This window comes from Falsiroseomonas sp., from assembly GCF_051860665.1.
Lineage (GTDB): Bacteria > Pseudomonadota > Alphaproteobacteria > Acetobacterales > Acetobacteraceae > Falsiroseomonas.
The window spans coordinates 24,088-40,456 of sequence record NZ_JBHYDM010000016.1 but is presented as its reverse complement, the minus strand read 5'-3'; the positions used below and the strand labels follow the sequence as shown (position 1 = coordinate 40,456).

The window sequence follows — 16,369 nt, the reverse complement described above, 5'->3', positions numbered from 1 at the left end:
ACATGACAAGCCGCCGCACCCTGCTCGCCGCCACCGCCGGCCTGGCCGCCGCCAGCCTGTTCGGCCGCTCCGCCTCGGCGCAGCAGCGCTTCGAGAGCCTCTTCGTCTTCGTCCCCGCCGGCCCCGGCGGCGGCTGGGACGGGCTGGGCCGGGCGCTGGAACAGGCCTCCCGCACCGCGAACCTGGTCGGCAGCTTCCAGTTCGAGAATGTCGGCGGCGCCGGCGGCATGGTGGGCCTGCCCCGCTTCATCAGCCAGCGCCGCGGCCGCCCCAATGCCCTGATGGTGGGCGGCGCCGTGATGGTCGGCGCCGGCATCACCAACCGCACGCCCGTCAGCATTCGCGACGTGGTGCCGATCGCGCGCATGACCACGGAACCCGGCATCATCGTGGTGCCCGCCAATAGCGAATACCAGAAGCTGTCGGACTTCACCGATGCGCTGAAGGCCAATCCGGGCGGCACCTCGGTGGCGGGCGGCAGCGCCGGCGGCATCGACCACATCATCCTCGGCCTGATGCTGAAGTCCCTCGGCCGCAATGCCCGGGAAGCCAGCTACGTCGCCTTCGCCGGCGGCGGCCCGGCCCAGGCCGCGATCCTCGGCGCGCAGGTGAAGGCCGGCATTTCGGGCGTCTCCGAATTCGCCGAGCAGGTGAAGGCGGGCCGCATGCGGGCGCTGGCGACCACCGGCGAGACGCGCAGCCTGGACGGCGTGCCGACACTGAAGGAAAGCGGCATCGACATCGTCATGGGCAATTGGCGCGGGTTGTTCGGCGCGCCGGGCATCAACGCAGCCCAGACCCGCGCACTGGTCGACTACGTCACCGCCGTGCACGCCGCCCCGGCCTGGCAGGAGATCCTGACCACCCGCGGCTGGGACGACGCCTTCCTGACCGGCGATGCCTTCGCCCAGTTCCTGACCCGCGACCACGCGGAGACCGAGCAGGTGCTGCGCGACATCGGCCTGGCGAGCTGACATGCCCGCCAGCACGGCCCGTCGCGGCCCCGATCTCGCCGCGGCGCTCTTCGTGCTGGCGGTCGGACTGCTCTCCCTCTGGCAGACCGCCATCATCCCGACCTCGCCCATCTATGCGCAGGTCGGGCCGAAGGCGGTGCCCTACCTGGTCTCCGCCTGCCTCGTCGCCCTCGGCATCGGGCTGACCACCGTCGCCATCCGCGGCGGCTGGTCGCAGGATATCGAGGAGCTGCAGGACGCGGCGCCGCTGAACCCGCGCGCGCTCGGCCTGCTGCTGGCGGGCCTGCTGGCCAACCTGGTGCTGATCGAGCCCTTCGGCTTCACCATCGCCGCCACCGCGCAATTCGTGCTGGTCGCCGCCGCCTTCGGGTCGCGCGCCATCCTGCGCAACCTGGTCATCGCCTTCATCGTGTCGCTGGCCGCCTACGGGCTTTTCGTGAAAGGGCTCGGCGTGAACATCGGCGCGGGCGTGGTGGAAACGCTGGTCTTCGGAGACCCCGGCTGATGGGTGCGATCGAAGGCCTGACCCTCGGCTTCAGCCACGCGCTGTCGCTGTCCAACCTCGGCTGGGCGCTGCTCGGCTGCTTCCTCGGCACCGCCATCGGCGTGCTGCCCGGCATCGGCCCGGCGCTGACCATCGCGCTGCTGCTGCCGATCACCTTCAGCGTCTCCGCCACCGGCGCCTTCATCCTGTTCTGCGGCATCTTCTACGGCGCGATGTATGGCGGCTCCACCACCTCCATCCTGCTGAACACGCCGGGCGAGTCAGGATCGATCATCACCGCCCTGGAAGGGGCGAAGATGGCGAAGAACGGCCGCGCGGGACCGGCGCTGGCCACCTCCGCCATCGGCAGTTTCGTGGCCGGCACCGTGGGCACCATCGGCATCGCCTTCCTCGGCCCCATCGTCGTCGAGCTCGCGCTGAAACTCGGCCCGGCCGAGTACTTCATGCTGATGGTGCTCTGCTTCGTCACCGTCTCCGCCGTGCTCGGCGGCTCCGCGCTGCGCGGCCTCACCAGCCTCGGCTTCGGCCTGCTGCTGGGGCTGGTCGGCGTCGACCTGCAGACCGGCCAGCCGCGCCTCACCTTCGGCGTGCCCGAACTGCTGGACGGCGTGAACGTCGTGCTCGTCGCCGTCGCCCTGTTTGCCGTGGGCGAAACCCTCTACCTCGCCTGGCGCTACATCGACGGCCCCGTCGAAGTGCGCCACGTCGGCAGCATCATGATGAGCAAATCCGACTGGAAACGCTCCTTCTGGCCCTGGATCCGCGGCGCCGGACTCGGCTTTCCCTTCGGCGTCATGCCCGCCGGCGGCACCGAAATGCCGACCATGCTGAGCTACTTCATGGAACGCAAAATGGTGAAACCCGAATTCGCCAAGGAATTCGGCACCACCGGCGCCATCGAAGGCGTCGCCGGCCCCGAAGCCGCGAACAACGCCGCCGCCGCCGGCGTGCTCGTGCCGATGCTGACGTTGGGGCTACCCACCAGCGCCACCGCCGCCATCATGCTCTCCGCCTTCCAGTCCTACGGCATCCAGCCCGGACCGCTGCTCTTCACCAACCAGGCCGACCTGGTCTGGACCCTGATCGCATCCCTCTTCATCGCCAACGTCATGCTCGTCGTGCTGAACCTGCCCCTCGTCGGCCTCTGGGCGCGCATCCTGAAAATCCCACAACCCCAACTCTACGCCGGCATCCTCGTCTTCGCGACGATCGGCACCTACGGCATCAGCAACTCCGTCATCGACCTCGTGCTGCTCTACGGCATCGGCATCATCGCCATGTTCATGCGCCGCTTCGACTTCCCCGTGGCCCCCGTCGTCATCGGCATGATCCTCGGCCCCATGGCCGAACAAGCCATGCGCCAAGCCCTGACCATCAGCCAAGGCGACTGGACCGTCTTCATCACCCGCCCCATCAGCCTCGCCATCCTCCTCATCGCCCTCGCCGCCCTCGCCGGCCCCCACCTCTACGCCGCCTGGCTGCGCCGGATGGCGTGAGGGATTGCGCCAGGTGGTTTGCAAGGAGGGCTCTGCCCTCCCTGCACCCTCCCGCCAGGAGGCAGTGGCCTCCTGGACCTCAGGACCTTGAACAGAAATGGAGAGGGGCCGGTAGGACCGCCGAACATGCGGTACCTCCGGCCCCTCTCCATTTCTGTTCATGAATCAAAGGGTTCCAAGGGGCCACTGCCCCTTGGCAGGGGGTGCAGGGGGACAGCGTCCCCCTGCAATCACCCGCGCACCCTCATCACCGCCCCGGCACGGCATAGGCGATGACGTGGTCGCCGGGTGTGGTGCCGAGGGAGCCGTGGCCGCCGGCGATGACGAGGAGGTATTGGCGGGAGTCGGTGCCGGTGTAGGTCATGGGGGTGGCTTGGCCGCCGGCGGGCAGGCGGGATTCCCAGAGTTGGCGTCCGGTGGTGGTGTCGTAGCTGCGGATGTAGTTGTCGACGGTGCCGGAGAGGAAGGCGAGTCCGCTGCGGGTCAGCAGGGGGCCGCCGAGGCTGGGCACGCCCATGCGGAAGGGCAGTGGGAGGGGGGACATGTCGCGCACGGTGCCGTTGCGGTGCTGCCAGGCGATGGCGCCGGTGGTGAGGTCGACGCCGGCGACGCTGCCCCAGGGTGGTTGCTGGCAGGGCAGGCCGATCAGCGAGAGGAAGGGTTTGAGCTCGACGGCGTAGGGCGCGCCGAAGTTTTCGTTGAGGGCGGGGAGTGCGCCGGAGGGTGGGGTGTTGCCCTGGACGTAGAGCGCGGTGGGGTTTTCGCGCGGGATGAGGCGGGAGACGAAGGCCAGCGAAGCGGGGGTGGTGAAGGCGATCTGGCGTTCCGGGTCGACGGCGATGCCGCCCCAGTTGAAGACGCCGAAATTGCCGGGGTGGATGATGGAGCCTTCGAGCGAGGGCGGCGTGTAGCGGCCTTCGTAGCGCAGGCGGCGGAGCTGGATGCGGCAGGCCATCTGGTCGAGGAGCGTGGCGCCCCACATGCGGGCGCCGGTCAGCGGCGGCGGGTTGAAGGACAGGGCGGAAACGGGCTGGGTGGGGGCGGTGGTGTCGCCGGCGACGGCGCCCTGTGGCGCGGGCACTTCGCGGATCGGCAGGATGGCGGTGCCGGTGCGGCGGTCCAGCACGTAGAGCTCACCCTGCTTGGTCGGCTGCACCAGGGCCGGCACCGCCTGGCCGTTCACGGTGAGGTCGATGAGCGTCGGCTGGGAGGGAACGTCGTAGTCCCAGAGGTCGTGGTGCACGGTCTGGAAGACCCAGCGCAGACTGCCATTGGCGAGGTCGAGCGCCACGACGGCGGAGGAGAAGCGTTCCACATTGGCGCTGCGGTTGCCGCCGAACTGGTCGGGCGGCTGGTTGCCCAGCGGGACGTAGACCAGCCCGAGGGCGGGGTCGGCGCTGAGGATCGACCAGGCATTGGGGGAATTGACGGTGTAGGTCGCCTCCGGCGCGATGGGGGCGGTATTGTCCGGCGCGCCGGAATCCCAGTTCCACAGCAGGGCGCCGCTGCGCGCGTCGTAGCCGCGGATGACGCCGGACTGTTCGCGGGTGGAGACGTTGTCGAGCACGGTGCCGCCGATCACCAGCACGCCATTGGCCACCACGGGCGGCGAGGTGGAGTAGTACCCGCCCGGCCGGGGGTTCGGCATATTGGCCCAGAGATTGATCTGCCCGGTGCCCTCGCCGAAGTTGCGGCACACCGCGCCGGTCTCCGGGTCCAGCGCAATGACCCGGCCATCCGCGGTCGGCATGAACAGGCGGGCGCCGCAGTCCAGGGTCGCGGCGGCGCCGGCGGTCGCGATGGGCAGGTTCGGCACGGCGGCGCGGGCGGCGGCCTCGCGGGCCGGGTCCAGCGGGGTGGGTGCGGGCGCGTCGGCGGCCGGGGCGGGCAGGAAGGACAGGCCGCGGCAGGTCAGGTGCTGCAGCGCCAGGTTGTCCAGGACATTCGGGCGGTAGCGCCAGAGCTCGGCGCCGGTCGTCGCATCCAGCGCGATCACCGACTGGTGCGGCGTGCAGAGGAACAGGCGGTTGTCGATCTTCAGCGGGGTGACCTGGAAGGTGGTCTCCTCCGGCTCGCCGGGCTGGCCGCGGACATCGCCGGTGCGGTACTGCCAGGCCACTTCGAGGCGGCTGACATTCTCGGGCGTGATCTGGTCCAGCGGCGAGAAGCGCTGGCCGAGACCGGTGCGGCCATAGGCGTGCCATTCGCCGGGCGGGATGCCATCGGGGGCGGCGGCGAGGCGGCGCTCCGGCAGCCGGCCCTCGATGGCATGCGGGTCGCGCAGCATGGCCAGCGCGGCGGTGACGCCGGTGGCGAGCACGACGAGGCTCAGTGCCAGGCCGCTGCCGCGCAGGGCCCGCGTGCCGAGGGGGCGGGTGACCCAGGGTGTCAGCAGGACCAGGCCCAGCACCACCAGCATGCCGCCGCGCGGCGCCAGCGCCCACCAATCGAGCCCCACCTCCCAGATCGCCCAGCCGAGCGTGCCGAGCAGCAGCAGGGCGAAGACCACCAGCGCCTCGGACCGGCCGCGCCAGAGCAGGACGCCGCTGGCCAGGCTGGCGAGGCCGGCCAGCAGGTAGAACCAGGACCCGCCGAGCAGGATCAGCCAAGCGCCGCCGCCGGCGAGGCCGAGGCCGGTCAGCAGCAGGATCGCGGCGACCAGGCGCGGCAGCAGCAGCGGGCGGGATTGTGGCATGAAGGGGGCTCCGGGCTGGTTCCGGTGCCAACGTCTGAAACCGCGCAGGTTTCCGGGCTTCAGGGTTCCGATGCGCAGGCGGCGACCAGCAGGGCCAGCAGATCCTTCGCCACCTCCGCATCGCGCGGCGCCGGGTGCCACAGGTCGCTGCGCGGGGCCTCTGCCCGCAGGGTGCAGAAGCCATGCACCCCGGCCCAGGCCAGCGCCAGCCGGGCGCGTCGCGCACGATCCTCCGCCCGCGGCACCAGCGCCTGCATCGCCGCATCCAGCGGGTCCCGTGCGCGGCGGGAGGCTTCGGCCCAGGCGGCATCCGCCGTGTCGATCAGGTCGGTGCGGAACATCAGGCGGAAATGCGCGGGATTGTCGCGCACGAAGGCCATGTAGCCGCGGCCGGTTGCCGCCAACTGCTCGGCCGGGCTGGCCCCCGCGGGCAGGGCCGCCACGGCGGCTTCCATGGCGGCGCGCAGGCGCTGGGATTGTTCGGTGGCGAAGGCCGTCATCAGCCCGCGCTTGTCGCCGAAATGCGGCGTGGCGGCGGAATGGGAGACGCCGGCGCGGCGGGCGCATTCGCGCAGGCTCACCGCCTCCGGCCCCGATTCCTGGACGATCTCGGCCACGGCATCCAGCAGGGCGCGGCGCAGGTCGCCGTGGTGGTGGCGGCCGCGGGCTTTGGGGGTGACGGACATGCCCGGACTCTGCGCCGCGTCATTTAACTTGACAATGGTCAGAAATGGGCCAGAAACTGACCGTCGTCAAGTTCAGGGGCCAGGCCATGCCGCTCGAAACCCTATTCTCCGCCGCCGGTAGTCTCGCCATGGCGGGCTGGCTGGCCCTGCTGCTGGCGCCGGGGCGGCGCTGGGCGAACTGGCAACTGGCAGGGCTGGCCATCCCCGCGCTGCTGGCCGCGCTCTATGTCCTGCTGCTGGCCTGGCACTGGGGCGGGGCCGAGGGCGGCTTCGGATCGCTGGCGCAGGTCGCGGCGCTGTTCCGCAACCCGGGCCTGCTGCTGGCCGGCTGGGTGCACTACCTGGCCTTCGACCTCTTCCTCGGCGCCTGGATGTGCCGGCGCGGCACGGCGGAGGGGATGAACCCCTGGGCCATCCGCCTCTGCCTGCCGCCCACCTTCCTCGCCGGGCCGGCCGGGCTGCTGCTGTTCCTCGGCCTGCGCCTGGTGCGGCGATGAGGGCGCTGATCGCGGAGCTGCACCGCCGCCAAGCCCTGCTGGCCTGGGCCGGCTGGGTCGCGCTGGGGTTCCTGGCCTTCAGCCTGGCCGCCATGGCGGTGGATGGGCGGCAGATCCACGGCGTCTCCGTCTGGACCAAGCCGGCCAAATTCGCCGCCTCCTTCATCGCCTGGTTCTGGACCCTGGCCTGGGCCTGGGGCGTGCTGGCGCCGGCGGCGCGGCGCGGGGTGCTGGCCGGGCTGGTGGTCTGGGTGACGCTGGGGGCGGCCGGTTTCGAGCAGGGCTGGATCACCTTCCGGGCAGCCGCCGGCCTGCCGAGCCATTTTGCCGAGGATGCGCTCGGGCAGCTGATGTTCAGCCTGATGGGGCTGGGCGCGGCCCTGCTGGTGGCCATGGCGGCGCTGCTCGGACTGCTGGTGCTGTGGCGCGGCGATGTGGCCCAGCCGCGCGGTTGGCGGCTGGCGGTCGGGCTGGGGCTGGTGGTGGCGGGGGTGCTGGGCGGGGTGACGGGCTTCTCCATGGGCGGCGCCGGCAGCCCGCTGGTCGGCGGCAGCGGCACGCCGGGCCTGCCGCCCTTCTTCTGGTCGCGTGACGGCGGCGACCTGCGCGTGGCGCATTTCCTCGCCATCCACGCCATGCAGGCCCTGCCCGGTTTCTGGCTGGTGACCCGCGCGACCGCCTGGCCGATGGCGGCCGTCAGCCTCGCCTGGGCCGGGCTTTCGGTGGCGGCGCTGCGGCTGGCGCAGGCGGGGCTGCCGCTCTCGCCGTAACCGCGCCATCATCGGGCGGCAGGACTGCGCCGATGCCGCCCGAATCGCCCCTGCTCCGCCGCACCCTGTTCGCCCTGCTGGTCGCGGCGATCGCGGCGCTGCTGCTGGTTCTCACCCTGCGCGTGTTCTGGCCCGGCGGCATCGGCGCGCTGGAATGGGCGATCTTTGGCTGTCTCGCGCTGACCATCCCCTGGGCGGCGCTTTCGGCCGCCAATGCGCTGGTCGGACTGGTGATCCTGTTGCGGGAGCGTGACCCGCCCGCCGCCGTGCTGCCGGCGCTGGCCCGCACGCGGCCCGGCCCACCGGATTCCGTCACCGCGCTCTTCGTCTGCCTGCGCAACGAGGAGATGTCGGCGGTCCTGCCGCCCCTGGCCCAACTGCTGCGGGACCTGGACGCGGCCGGGGCCGGAGACCGTTTTCGCCTCTGGCTGCTCTCCGACACCCAGGACCCGCAGGCCGTCGCCGCCGAGGAAGCCGCGGCCCAAGACTTCCTCGCCGCCCATCCCACCGCCCGCTACCGCCGCCGCGCCGACAATGCCGGCTACAAGGCCGGCAATGTGATGGAGGCGCTGGACCACCAGCTGACCGACGAGACCTTCTTCCTCACCCTCGACGCCGACAGCGTGATGAGCGCCGCCGCGGTGCTGCGCCTGGTCGCGGTGATGGAGGCCGATCCGCGGCTCGGCATCGTGCAGCAGCTCATCGTCGGCCGCCCCGCCACCGCGGCCTTCCCGCGCCTGTTCCAGTTCGGCATGCGCGCCGGCATGCGCGCCTGGGCCACCGGCCAGGCCTGGTGGCAGATGGATGCGGGCCCCTATTGGGGCCACAATGCGATCCTGCGCGTCGCCCCCTTCCGCGACCATGCGAAGCTGGAGGCGCTGCCGGATGGCAGCCGCATCCTCAGCCACGACATGGTGGAGTCGGTCCGCCTGCAATCCGCCGGCTGGGCCGTGCGCTGCCTGCCGGCCGAGGATGGCAGCCAGGAGGCCAATCCGCCCGCCCTGCCCGAATTCCTGCGACGCGACGAACGCTGGGGCGCCGGCAATATGCAGTACCTGTGGCTGTTCCGCCTGCCGGGGATGACCTGGCTCGGGCGGCTGCAATTGCTGCAGGCGATCCTGCTGTTCCTGGGCGCGCCACTCCACGCGCTGGCGCTGCTGCTGGCCTTGGCGAATGCGCTGACCAGCGGCGGTGCCGCGACGCCGATGGGCGCGCTGGCGCTGGCCATCCTCGCGCATTGGCTCTGCTATTTCGCACCGAAACTCGCCGGCTATGCGCAGGTGCTGCTGCAGCGCCATGCGGCGCGCCGCTATGGCGGCCGCGCGGCCTTCGCGCGCGGGGCGCTGGCCGAGCTTGTCTTCACCCAATTGTTCGAACCGCTCTCGATCCTGAACAAGGCGCTCTTCCTGGCCCGGCTGCCCTTCGGCGCGCGCCCCGGCTGGCTGCCGCAGAACCGCGCCGATCGCGGCGTCGCCTGGTCCGACGCCACGCGCCTGCTCTGGCCCCACAGCACCATCGGCCTGCTGCTGACGGCGGGCTTTGCCCTGGTCTCCGCGCCGGCGCTGCTGCTGGCGCTGCCCTTCACGGCCGGGATGATCCTGGCCGTGCCGCTGTGTGTCGCCACCGCCGATCCGCGCCTTTCGGCCTGGCTGCGCCAGCGGGGGATTGCGGCGGTGCCGGAGGAGCTGGCGCCTTAAGGCGCCAGCCGCGCCAATTGCCCGGCCTGCGCCGCCGCCACCGCGGCCTCCGCATCCGCCGGCAGCAGCAGACGCGCCGCCACCAGCCGCGCGCTGGCCTGGCGCACCGCCGCCACATAGGATTCCGGCGTCGGGTACAGCTCCTCGATCGAGGGTCGCGGATCGCCGGCCGCCTGGCGCGCGGCGCGCGTCTCCGCGAAGGGCACCACGCCGCCGACCTGGGTGCAGATCTCCTGCGGACCCTCCGCGCCCGTCTGCGCGTTCCAGCCGACATAGCTGGCGCGCGGCGCCTCGATGATCGGCAGGCGGATGCCGCCCACCGCATTGCCGTCCAGCCCGGCGCGCGGCAGGAAGATCGGGTAGCTGCCGCCCGCGGTCGGCAGCGGCGCCGTCTGCTCGATGAATTCGGCGCGCACATATTGCCCGCGATAGGGCAGGCCCGGGATCGCCGGATAGACCATCTCGGGCCGCGTCAGCGTGCCGGCGGCGAGCGTCGGGAAGCGGCTCGCCGGCGGCTCCACACCCTCCCGCACCCAGGCTTCCATGGCGACGATCAGCGCACGCAGCGCCGCGCCCTGGCTCAACGGATTCAGCGCCATGCCGCAGGCCTCGCTGCGCCGCGCCACCGCATTCCACGGATTGCCGTGCGGCGCGCCGGCGACCATGTAGGCGCGCACATTGGACGGCAGGTCGTGATGGTTGCCGGCGGTGTCCGTCACCAGAAGGCTCGCCTGCGAGCCCCAGAACTCGAATTCCGAATCCATCTGCATGATGACGGGGCAGCTGTTCGTCAGGCTGCAGCGCAGCAGGATGCCGTCGCGCTTGCCGCTGACGGCATCCTCCATCACCGCATAGGTGAAGGGAAAGCCGAGCACCGGGAACAGCCGATCATATTGCGGCCCGGGATTGCGCCCCGGCTGCCCGAAGCGGGCGTTCGTAAAACTGCGGCGGGCGCCGGGGATCACCGGCATCATGCCCTCGAAGACCAGCCGCCCGGCCTCGTCCTCGTTCATGCCGAAATAGAGAAGATCGCGCAGCACGCGGCCGGATTGCGAAATGCCGAGGCCGATGGCGCGATCCACCGCAGGCCGCCCCTGCACCGCCAGCGGATTTTCGGGCCCCGTCGCACGGCGCAGGAAGGCGGTGACGTCGCGGATCGCGGCGAGCCCGATGCCCGTCACCTGCGGATCGCGCGCCGTATAGGTCAGCTCATAGAGCGCGCCGGCCGCCATGCCCTCCGGCCGCGTGATCTCCAGCGTGCTGTCATCGATGAAGCTGAAGCCGAGCCCCGCCGGCGTCTGCCGTTCCATATCCGTGCGCGCCCGCACCGTCAGCCGCGCGCTCGCGCGATCCGCCACCGGATAGCTCAGCGTCACCCGCTGCGGGCTGGTGGCATTCGAAAATGTCCATTCCTCGCGGGAGGGGCCGGAGACGCCCGGCACGGTCGGCAGCGCGATGCGAAGCAGGTCCGCCCCCTGCGGGCTGTCATGCTGCCACCCCGCCCAGACCAGCGTGAAACCCTGGTCGAGCAGGAAGCCATTGCCGGCATCGCCGGGCTGCGCCAGGCGAAGGCCCGCCGTGCCCTCGGTATCCTGCACCCAGCCGGGCAGCAGCTTGCGGCCGCGGTTCAGCACCTCGAACAGCAGCGTGCCGTTCGGCCGCGCGGGGCGCAGGATCACGACATCCGTCGTCGCCTCCACGCGGCCTTGCGCATTGCGCGGCGCGCGGTCCAGGTCGACGATCACCGCATTGCGCGGATTGGCCGGATCCAGCGCCAGCGTCGCCCGCGCCGTGATTTTCTCCGCAGTTCCACGCGCGCCGAATTCGCGCCCGCCGAGCGCCGGCGCTTCGCGCGCGAGAATCTCGAAGCGCGTCACCTCGGCCGCGGCCGGCAGCGCACCGCCCATCGCCAATGCCAGCGCGCCCCAGCGCGCCAGCCTTGCCTGCACCTTACCCATCCCGTCCCTCCGGCCGCGCTTGCTGCGCCTTGCGACCGACATGCTTCGCCCGGATGCGCCGCTTGGCAATGGGTCAGGCTCTCAGCGCAGGAAATCGGCAAAGCCGTCGCGCAGCGCCTGCGCCCGGCCCTCCCGCGTCACTTCCCACAGCGGATTGTCGACGGACAGCCGCGCGCCACCATCGCGCGTCACGCCGCGCACCACGACGGGCGCCACCGTGCGCGTCTCGGTCCCCAGCAGGTCGAGCGGAATGCGGATGAAGATGCCGCGGTCGAAACTGCCCTCGCCGAAGCGGCTGAAGGGCACGTCGGTGAAGGTCGCGAAACCGCCGATCTCGATGCCGCTGGCGAAGCGGCGCGACAGCTCCACCGTCGCCCCCCAATCGCCTGCCAGATACCGCCCGGCGCGCACCACGCCCTGCAGATTGTACCAGGGCAGGTCGGCATAGGCCGAGACATGCCCCGTGGTGACATGATAGCCGAGCACGCCGAGGCGCTGGTCGTAGTCCCGCTGCGCCACCTGCGCGATATCGACACCCAGCGCATAGGGCCGATCCTGCGGCCGCCACAGCACCTCCGCCGACAGGCCCGCGAACATCGGCTCCAGATACCCCGCCGTGGCCCGCGCAAAGACATCCGGCGCCAGGCTCCAGATCCGCTCCGCATAGAGCGCGGGGATCGCCGTCTCACCCTCCCGCGCATAGCGCCCCGCCTCGCTGCGCACGCGCGGCAGCACACTGTCGGAGGGCGGCGCATCCGCGAGATTCCCCGCCAGGCTGCGCGACACGCTGCCCGCCATGGCGAAGCCGCGGCCGATCTCCCAGCGCGCGCCCACCACCGCCGCCGCCTGCCAGCGCAGGGTGCGGGACGGATCGCCCAGCAGCAGCGAAAGCCGCGGCTCCGCCCCCCAGGCGAAGCCGCTGCCGCCATCGATCAGCCCGAAGTCATCCGCGCCGGCGGCGCCCAGCGTGCTGGCGAAGAACACCTCCTCCGCACTGCCATCGCCGCGGCTCGCCGCCTCCATCGCGCGCCGCGGCAGGGTCAGCCGCGCCACCTCCACCCCGGCCTGGCGCCAGGACAGCACCAGCCGCTCCACCTCGCGCGGCAGATGCGGCTGCACCGCGCGCAGCACGCGCCCCGCCGCCCCCGCCAGCCGCCGCTGCCGGCCACCCGCCACGGCGATCCGCACCTCGGCGCCGCGGATCTCCACCGCCACCGGGCGAAAGCCCGCCTCGCGCAACGCCTCCCGCACCGCTGCCTCAGGCTCCACCACCACAACCGGCCGCGCCCCCATGGCGGGCAGCCGCTCCCGCTCCGGCACCCGGTCCGGGTCCAGCCGCGCCGAGATCCGAAACAGCAGGTCCGTCCCATGCACCCAGTCCAGCCCGGCATCCAGCCAGCCGTTCGACCAGTGCAGCCCGTAGTTCAGCCGGCTCCGCGCCTCCCCCCGCAACCCCATGGTCCGCGCCGGCCAACCACCCCGCTCATCCCGCAAGGCATCCCCGGACCACTCCACCTTCCCGCGCAGCCCCTCGACACTTCCCAGCGGCGTCCAAAGCTCCGGCAGCGAATATTCCAACCCGCCGAACAGCGCCGCCTGATCCCCCCGAAAGAACGGAAAGGTATTCACCGACCCGCCCTGCCCCACCTCCCGCGGCCGCTCCTCGAACCGCGGGGAAATCACCGTCAGCGGATTGCCGAAATCATCCCCCGTCCCCATCCGACCCCAGCCCATCCCCAGCGTCGCATCCCAATTCCCCCACCGCTTCGACGCCACCAGATACTCGGCCGAATACAGACCCGTGCCGATGAAATCCTGCAGCCCCACCGCCACCGCCGGCCACCAATCACTCTCCTGCACCAACCGAACCTTCACATCGAAAGCCCGGTCCGTCGTCATCCCGGCCCCCGTCGTCCCATCCAACCGCTCCGCCAGGCGAAACGTCGCCTCCAGCCACGGCAAGGCCTGCCAATTCAGGAAATGAAACCGCCGCTGGTGCCGCACCGACGACCCCGCCTCCACCACCCCATCCGGCCTGAACCGCGCATTCCGCACCTCGACCAGCCCCACCCCCCCAAAGCTGGACCCCGTCCCCGGCACCTCCTGCGCGCTCAGCGTGACGGGCAGGAACAGCGTGAGGAGGAGGAGGGAGGTGCGGGTGGTCTGCAAGGGGGCTTTGCCCCCCTGCACCCCCCACCAGGAGGCAGTGGCCTCCTGGACCACGGGACCTTGTGCAGGAAGGGAGAGGGGCCAGCGGGACCGCCTGACATGCGGTCGCTCCGGCCCCTCTCCCTTCCTGCACATGAATCGAAGGGTTCCAAGGGGCCACTGCCCCTTGGCAGGGGGTGCAGGGGGACAGCGTCCCCCTGCAAGGCAGCCCGCGCCGCCTTCCCTCCCCCTCAACGCAGCTCCCGCGCGATCACCGCGAGGGCGGCGGAGGAGATGGTGACCTGGCTCAGCACTTGGGTGAGGTCGCGGATGAAGCCCCAGGTTTCGTAGGGGGAGGGGTCTTGGGGGATGACGATGAGGCTGCCGGGGGGGATGGGCGGGCTGCCGAGTTGCCAGGCGGAGAGGCCGGCGGGGTTGGCCTGGCCGTTGGGCAGGACGATGAAGGCGCGGGCGGTGTCGGCGAAGCGTTGGGTGCCGCCGGCGGCGCGGGTGTAGTCGCTGGCGCGCCAGCCGGATTGGAATTGCAGGCTGCCGGGGTTGAGGACGGCGCCGACGACGGTGACTTCGTTGGGGCGTTTCGGGATGACGATCAGGTCGCCCGGTTCCAGCAGCACGTCGCGTTCCGGGTGGGCGGCGAGTTGCACGGGGTCCGCTTCCACCACCATGCGTCCGGCCGCCTGGGCCTGGCGGAGGGAGGCGGCGAGTTCGCGGCCCGCGGTGATGGCGCTGCCGACATCGACGCCCTGGCCGCGCCCGCCGGCCACGGCCTGGCCGGCGGCGACCTGCACCAGGGAGGTTTCGAGGTCGCGGGCGGTGCGGGCGAAGCCTTCCTGCTGGCGGCGGCGGACGCTGTCGCGGGTAAAGACGGCGCCGTAGGGGTAGGCCTGGGGGGTGAGGCCGCCGGCGCGGGCCAGGAGTTCGGAGAGTTTCTCGCCGCGGCGGATGTCGTAGGTGCCCGGCCGCACCGCTTCGCCGGCCAGCACCACGGGGCCGGATTCGCGGTCCGAGAAGCCGCGGGGGATGCGGATGACGTCGCGTGGGGACAGGCGCACGGCGCGAAAATTGCCGGAGCGGAGGTCGAGCAGCAGGCGGGACAGCGGGTGGCTGCCGGACTGGTCCACGGGTTCGCGGGCGAGTTCGATCGCGGAGAGGTCGGCGCCGTCCGTCGCACCGCCGGCGGCGGCCAGCAGCAGGTCGAGGCCCGTATCGTCGAGCAGCGGGAAGAGCCCGGGCTGGCGCACCTCCCCGCTGAGCAGGACGGAGGTGTCGAGCAGGAAGCCCAGCAGCTGGGGATAGTCGCGGAAGACCGGCGGGCAGCCGGGCGTGCCGATCTCGGGGAAGCCGGCGCCGCGGGCATGGGCGAAGCGGGCGGGCGCGCTGCGGGCGGCGATGGCGAGTTGCGTCAGCGCCGGGCAGGCGTCCTCGGCCGGCGGCTCGCCGCGCAGCGCGCGCTGCACGGGCGGGCTGGCGAGCCAGGCGATGTCGGACTGGCCGAGCACGATCACCTCGTCCCCTTCGGCGAGGGGAAGGTCGCTTTCGCCGCGCAGGCTGCGCGACAGGTCGAAGGGGATGAAGCGGCGGCCGCGCGTGGCCGGGTCCAGCCGCAGCACCACGGCCATGCGCGGATAGGGATCGGCCCGCACCAGCCGGGCGTCGTTCAGCAGGGCGCGCAGCGTGGTGCCGCCGCGGCCGGCGGCGCGGGTGACGGGGGCGGTGACGTGGCCGGCCAGCCGCAGCTGGTTCGCCACCACGTCCGCGCCGGGCTGCACGAGAACGCTGTCGCCGCGCCGCACCGCGTCGCGCGGGCTGATCTCCGCAAAACTGCGGCGGCCGCCGGCATCGGTGCCCTGCACCAGGTAGCGGTTCCCGGCCGGGCGCAGCGGGTCGCCGGCCAGGCGCAGCACGGTGGAAAGGGGCGCGCTGGTGGCGCGCGCCGGCAGTTCGTAGATGCCGGGCCGCGTCACCTCCCCGGCCACCGCGACCACGCTGCCGAGCGGCGGGACGATGATGCGCTCGCCCTCGCGCAGGGTGAGGTCCGCCTCGCCGCCCTCCCCGGTGATGACGGCGTAGAGGTCGATGGTGCGGCGCCCGCCGGGGCCTTCCACGCGGATGGCGCGCAGGCTGCCGGTGCGGCGCGGCCCGCCGGCCTGCATCAGCGCATCGAGCACGGAGGACAGCGCGGTGACGGTCTGCATGCCGGGCCGCTGCACCTCGCCGGCCACGAAGACGGAGACCTGCCGCACCTGGCCGATCGAGAGGAAGATCTCGGTGCCTGGAAGGTCGCGCGCGGCGCGGGCCTCGAGGTCGGCGCGGAGCTCGGCCAGGCTGCGGCCGGCGGCGGGGATGGGCGGCAGGTCGGGGGTCAGGATGGTGCCGTCGCGCTGCACGCGCAGGCTCAGCGTGGCGCGGCTGCGGCCGCGGAGTGCCAGCACCAGCTCATCGTCTCGGCCGATCACGTAGTCGCCGGGCAGGGCGCCGATGGCGGGCGGCGTGCGGGCGCCGGCGGCGAAGGTGTCGTAGCCGAACTGGCGCAGCGGCAGGCCGAGTCTTTCGGCGAAGAAGGCCTCGATCTGGGACAGTCCCTCCGGGACCGGCGTGGCAAGGGCGGGACCCGGCGAGGGTGCTGGCGCGCTGGGCGCGGGCAAGGGCCCGGTGCTCGCGGGGCTGCGGCCGGCGGCGGCGTCGCGCATGCGCTGCAGGATCTCCTGCTGCGCGGCGGGCGGCAGCGTCGGCACCGGCAGGCCGCCAGGCAGCAGGGAGGGCAGGGCGGGCGGCGCCAGCGCCGTGCCTTCGGCGCCCGGCCCGCTGAAGGGCACCTGCGCAGCGGCTGGGCTGCCCGCCAGCAGGACGGGAAGAAGCCAGGCGACGCACGGGAGCCCCAACCACAGGGTGAATTTCATCTTCATTCTTCAGCCTGGAGGG

Annotated in this window: 11 protein-coding genes; 6 read left to right on the top strand and 5 right to left on the bottom strand. The window is 72.2% G+C overall.

The features are described 5' to 3' along the window. Positions 1-2: 2 nt before the first annotated feature. From ACTIF1_RS16560 to ACTIF1_RS16550, 3 genes are read left to right on the top strand one after another with little or no spacing between them, the layout of a single operon-like run. A complete protein-coding gene (locus ACTIF1_RS16560; protein ID WP_439597553.1) occupies positions 3-974 on the top strand; it encodes a Bug family tripartite tricarboxylate transporter substrate binding protein in 972 nt (323 codons plus the stop codon). A gap of 1 nt (position 975) precedes the next feature. Then, complete coding sequence (locus ACTIF1_RS16555; RefSeq protein WP_439597552.1) at positions 976-1,479, top strand: tripartite tricarboxylate transporter TctB family protein; 504 nt, start codon at positions 976-978, stop codon at positions 1,477-1,479. Next, positions 1,479-2,975, top strand: coding sequence for a tripartite tricarboxylate transporter permease (locus ACTIF1_RS16550; RefSeq protein WP_439597551.1), 1,497 nt, complete (start codon positions 1,479-1,481; stop codon positions 2,973-2,975). The genes ACTIF1_RS16555 and ACTIF1_RS16550 overlap by 1 nt, the downstream gene beginning before the upstream one ends. Positions 2,976-3,222: 247 nt before the next feature. Here ACTIF1_RS16550 and ACTIF1_RS16545 read toward each other — a convergent pair whose 3' ends face one another. Together ACTIF1_RS16545 and ACTIF1_RS16540 are read right to left on the bottom strand one after the other, a co-directional pair. Further along, a complete protein-coding gene (locus ACTIF1_RS16545) occupies positions 3,223-5,670 on the bottom strand; it encodes a membrane-bound PQQ-dependent dehydrogenase, glucose/quinate/shikimate family (protein ID WP_439597550.1) in 2,448 nt (815 codons plus the stop codon). A gap of 59 nt (positions 5,671-5,729) precedes the next feature. Beyond that, positions 5,730-6,356 carry a TetR/AcrR family transcriptional regulator gene (locus ACTIF1_RS16540; RefSeq protein WP_439597549.1) on the bottom strand — a complete coding sequence of 209 codons (627 nt, stop codon included), beginning with the start codon at positions 6,354-6,356 and terminating at the stop codon, positions 5,730-5,732. 86 nt (positions 6,357-6,442) lie between these two features. Between ACTIF1_RS16540 and ACTIF1_RS16535 the strand changes: the two genes are divergently transcribed. From ACTIF1_RS16535 to mdoH, 3 genes are read left to right on the top strand one after another with little or no spacing between them, the layout of a single operon-like run. After that, on the top strand, positions 6,443-6,853 hold the full coding sequence (locus tag ACTIF1_RS16535; RefSeq protein WP_439597548.1) for an abscisic acid-deficient protein Aba4 family protein: 411 nt from the start codon (positions 6,443-6,445) through the stop codon (positions 6,851-6,853). Further along, positions 6,850-7,623, top strand: coding sequence for a hypothetical protein (locus ACTIF1_RS16530; RefSeq protein WP_439597547.1), 774 nt, complete (start codon positions 6,850-6,852; stop codon positions 7,621-7,623). Before ACTIF1_RS16535 ends, ACTIF1_RS16530 begins: the two co-directional genes overlap by 4 nt. 32 nt (positions 7,624-7,655) lie before the next feature. Further along, positions 7,656-9,320 carry a glucans biosynthesis glucosyltransferase MdoH gene (gene mdoH / locus ACTIF1_RS16525; protein WP_439597546.1) on the top strand — a complete coding sequence of 555 codons (1,665 nt, stop codon included), beginning with the start codon at positions 7,656-7,658 and terminating at the stop codon, positions 9,318-9,320. On the opposite strand, the gene ACTIF1_RS16520 is transcribed toward mdoH, so the two are convergent. The 3 genes from ACTIF1_RS16520 to ACTIF1_RS16510 all read right to left on the bottom strand — a co-directional run bounded on the left by ACTIF1_RS16520 (position 9,317) and on the right by ACTIF1_RS16510 (position 16,263). After that, on the bottom strand, positions 9,317-11,278 hold the full coding sequence (locus tag ACTIF1_RS16520) for an alpha/beta hydrolase domain-containing protein (protein ID WP_439597545.1): 1,962 nt from the start codon (positions 11,276-11,278) through the stop codon (positions 9,317-9,319). The genes mdoH and ACTIF1_RS16520 overlap by 4 nt on opposite strands. 81 nt (positions 11,279-11,359) lie before the next feature. Next, the gene (locus ACTIF1_RS16515; RefSeq protein WP_439597544.1) at positions 11,360-13,447 is read right to left on the bottom strand and encodes a YjbH domain-containing protein; all 2,088 of its coding nucleotides are present in this window, start codon (positions 13,445-13,447) and stop codon (positions 11,360-11,362) included. A 230-nt stretch (positions 13,448-13,677) separates the two neighbouring features. Beyond that, a complete protein-coding gene (locus ACTIF1_RS16510) occupies positions 13,678-16,263 on the bottom strand; it encodes an SLBB domain-containing protein (RefSeq protein WP_439597543.1) in 2,586 nt (861 codons plus the stop codon). Positions 16,264-16,369 lie beyond the last annotated feature (106 nt).

Coding starts and splice junctions, on each gene's coding strand:
- ACTIF1_RS16560 (WP_439597553.1), top strand. CDS start 3: ATGACAAGCCGCCGCACCCTGCTCGCCGCCACCGCCGGCCTGGCCGCC.
- ACTIF1_RS16555 (WP_439597552.1), top strand. CDS start 976: ATGCCCGCCAGCACGGCCCGTCGCGGCCCCGATCTCGCCGCGGCGCTC.
- ACTIF1_RS16550 (WP_439597551.1), top strand. CDS start 1,479: ATGGGTGCGATCGAAGGCCTGACCCTCGGCTTCAGCCACGCGCTGTCG.
- ACTIF1_RS16545 (WP_439597550.1), bottom strand. CDS start 5,670: ATGCCACAATCCCGCCCGCTGCTGCTGCCGCGCCTGGTCGCCGCGATC.
- ACTIF1_RS16540 (WP_439597549.1), bottom strand. CDS start 6,356: ATGTCCGTCACCCCCAAAGCCCGCGGCCGCCACCACCACGGCGACCTG.
- ACTIF1_RS16535 (WP_439597548.1), top strand. CDS start 6,443: ATGCCGCTCGAAACCCTATTCTCCGCCGCCGGTAGTCTCGCCATGGCG.
- ACTIF1_RS16530 (WP_439597547.1), top strand. CDS start 6,850: ATGAGGGCGCTGATCGCGGAGCTGCACCGCCGCCAAGCCCTGCTGGCC.
- mdoH (WP_439597546.1), top strand. CDS start 7,656: ATGCCGCCCGAATCGCCCCTGCTCCGCCGCACCCTGTTCGCCCTGCTG.
- ACTIF1_RS16520 (WP_439597545.1), bottom strand. CDS start 11,278: ATGGGTAAGGTGCAGGCAAGGCTGGCGCGCTGGGGCGCGCTGGCATTG.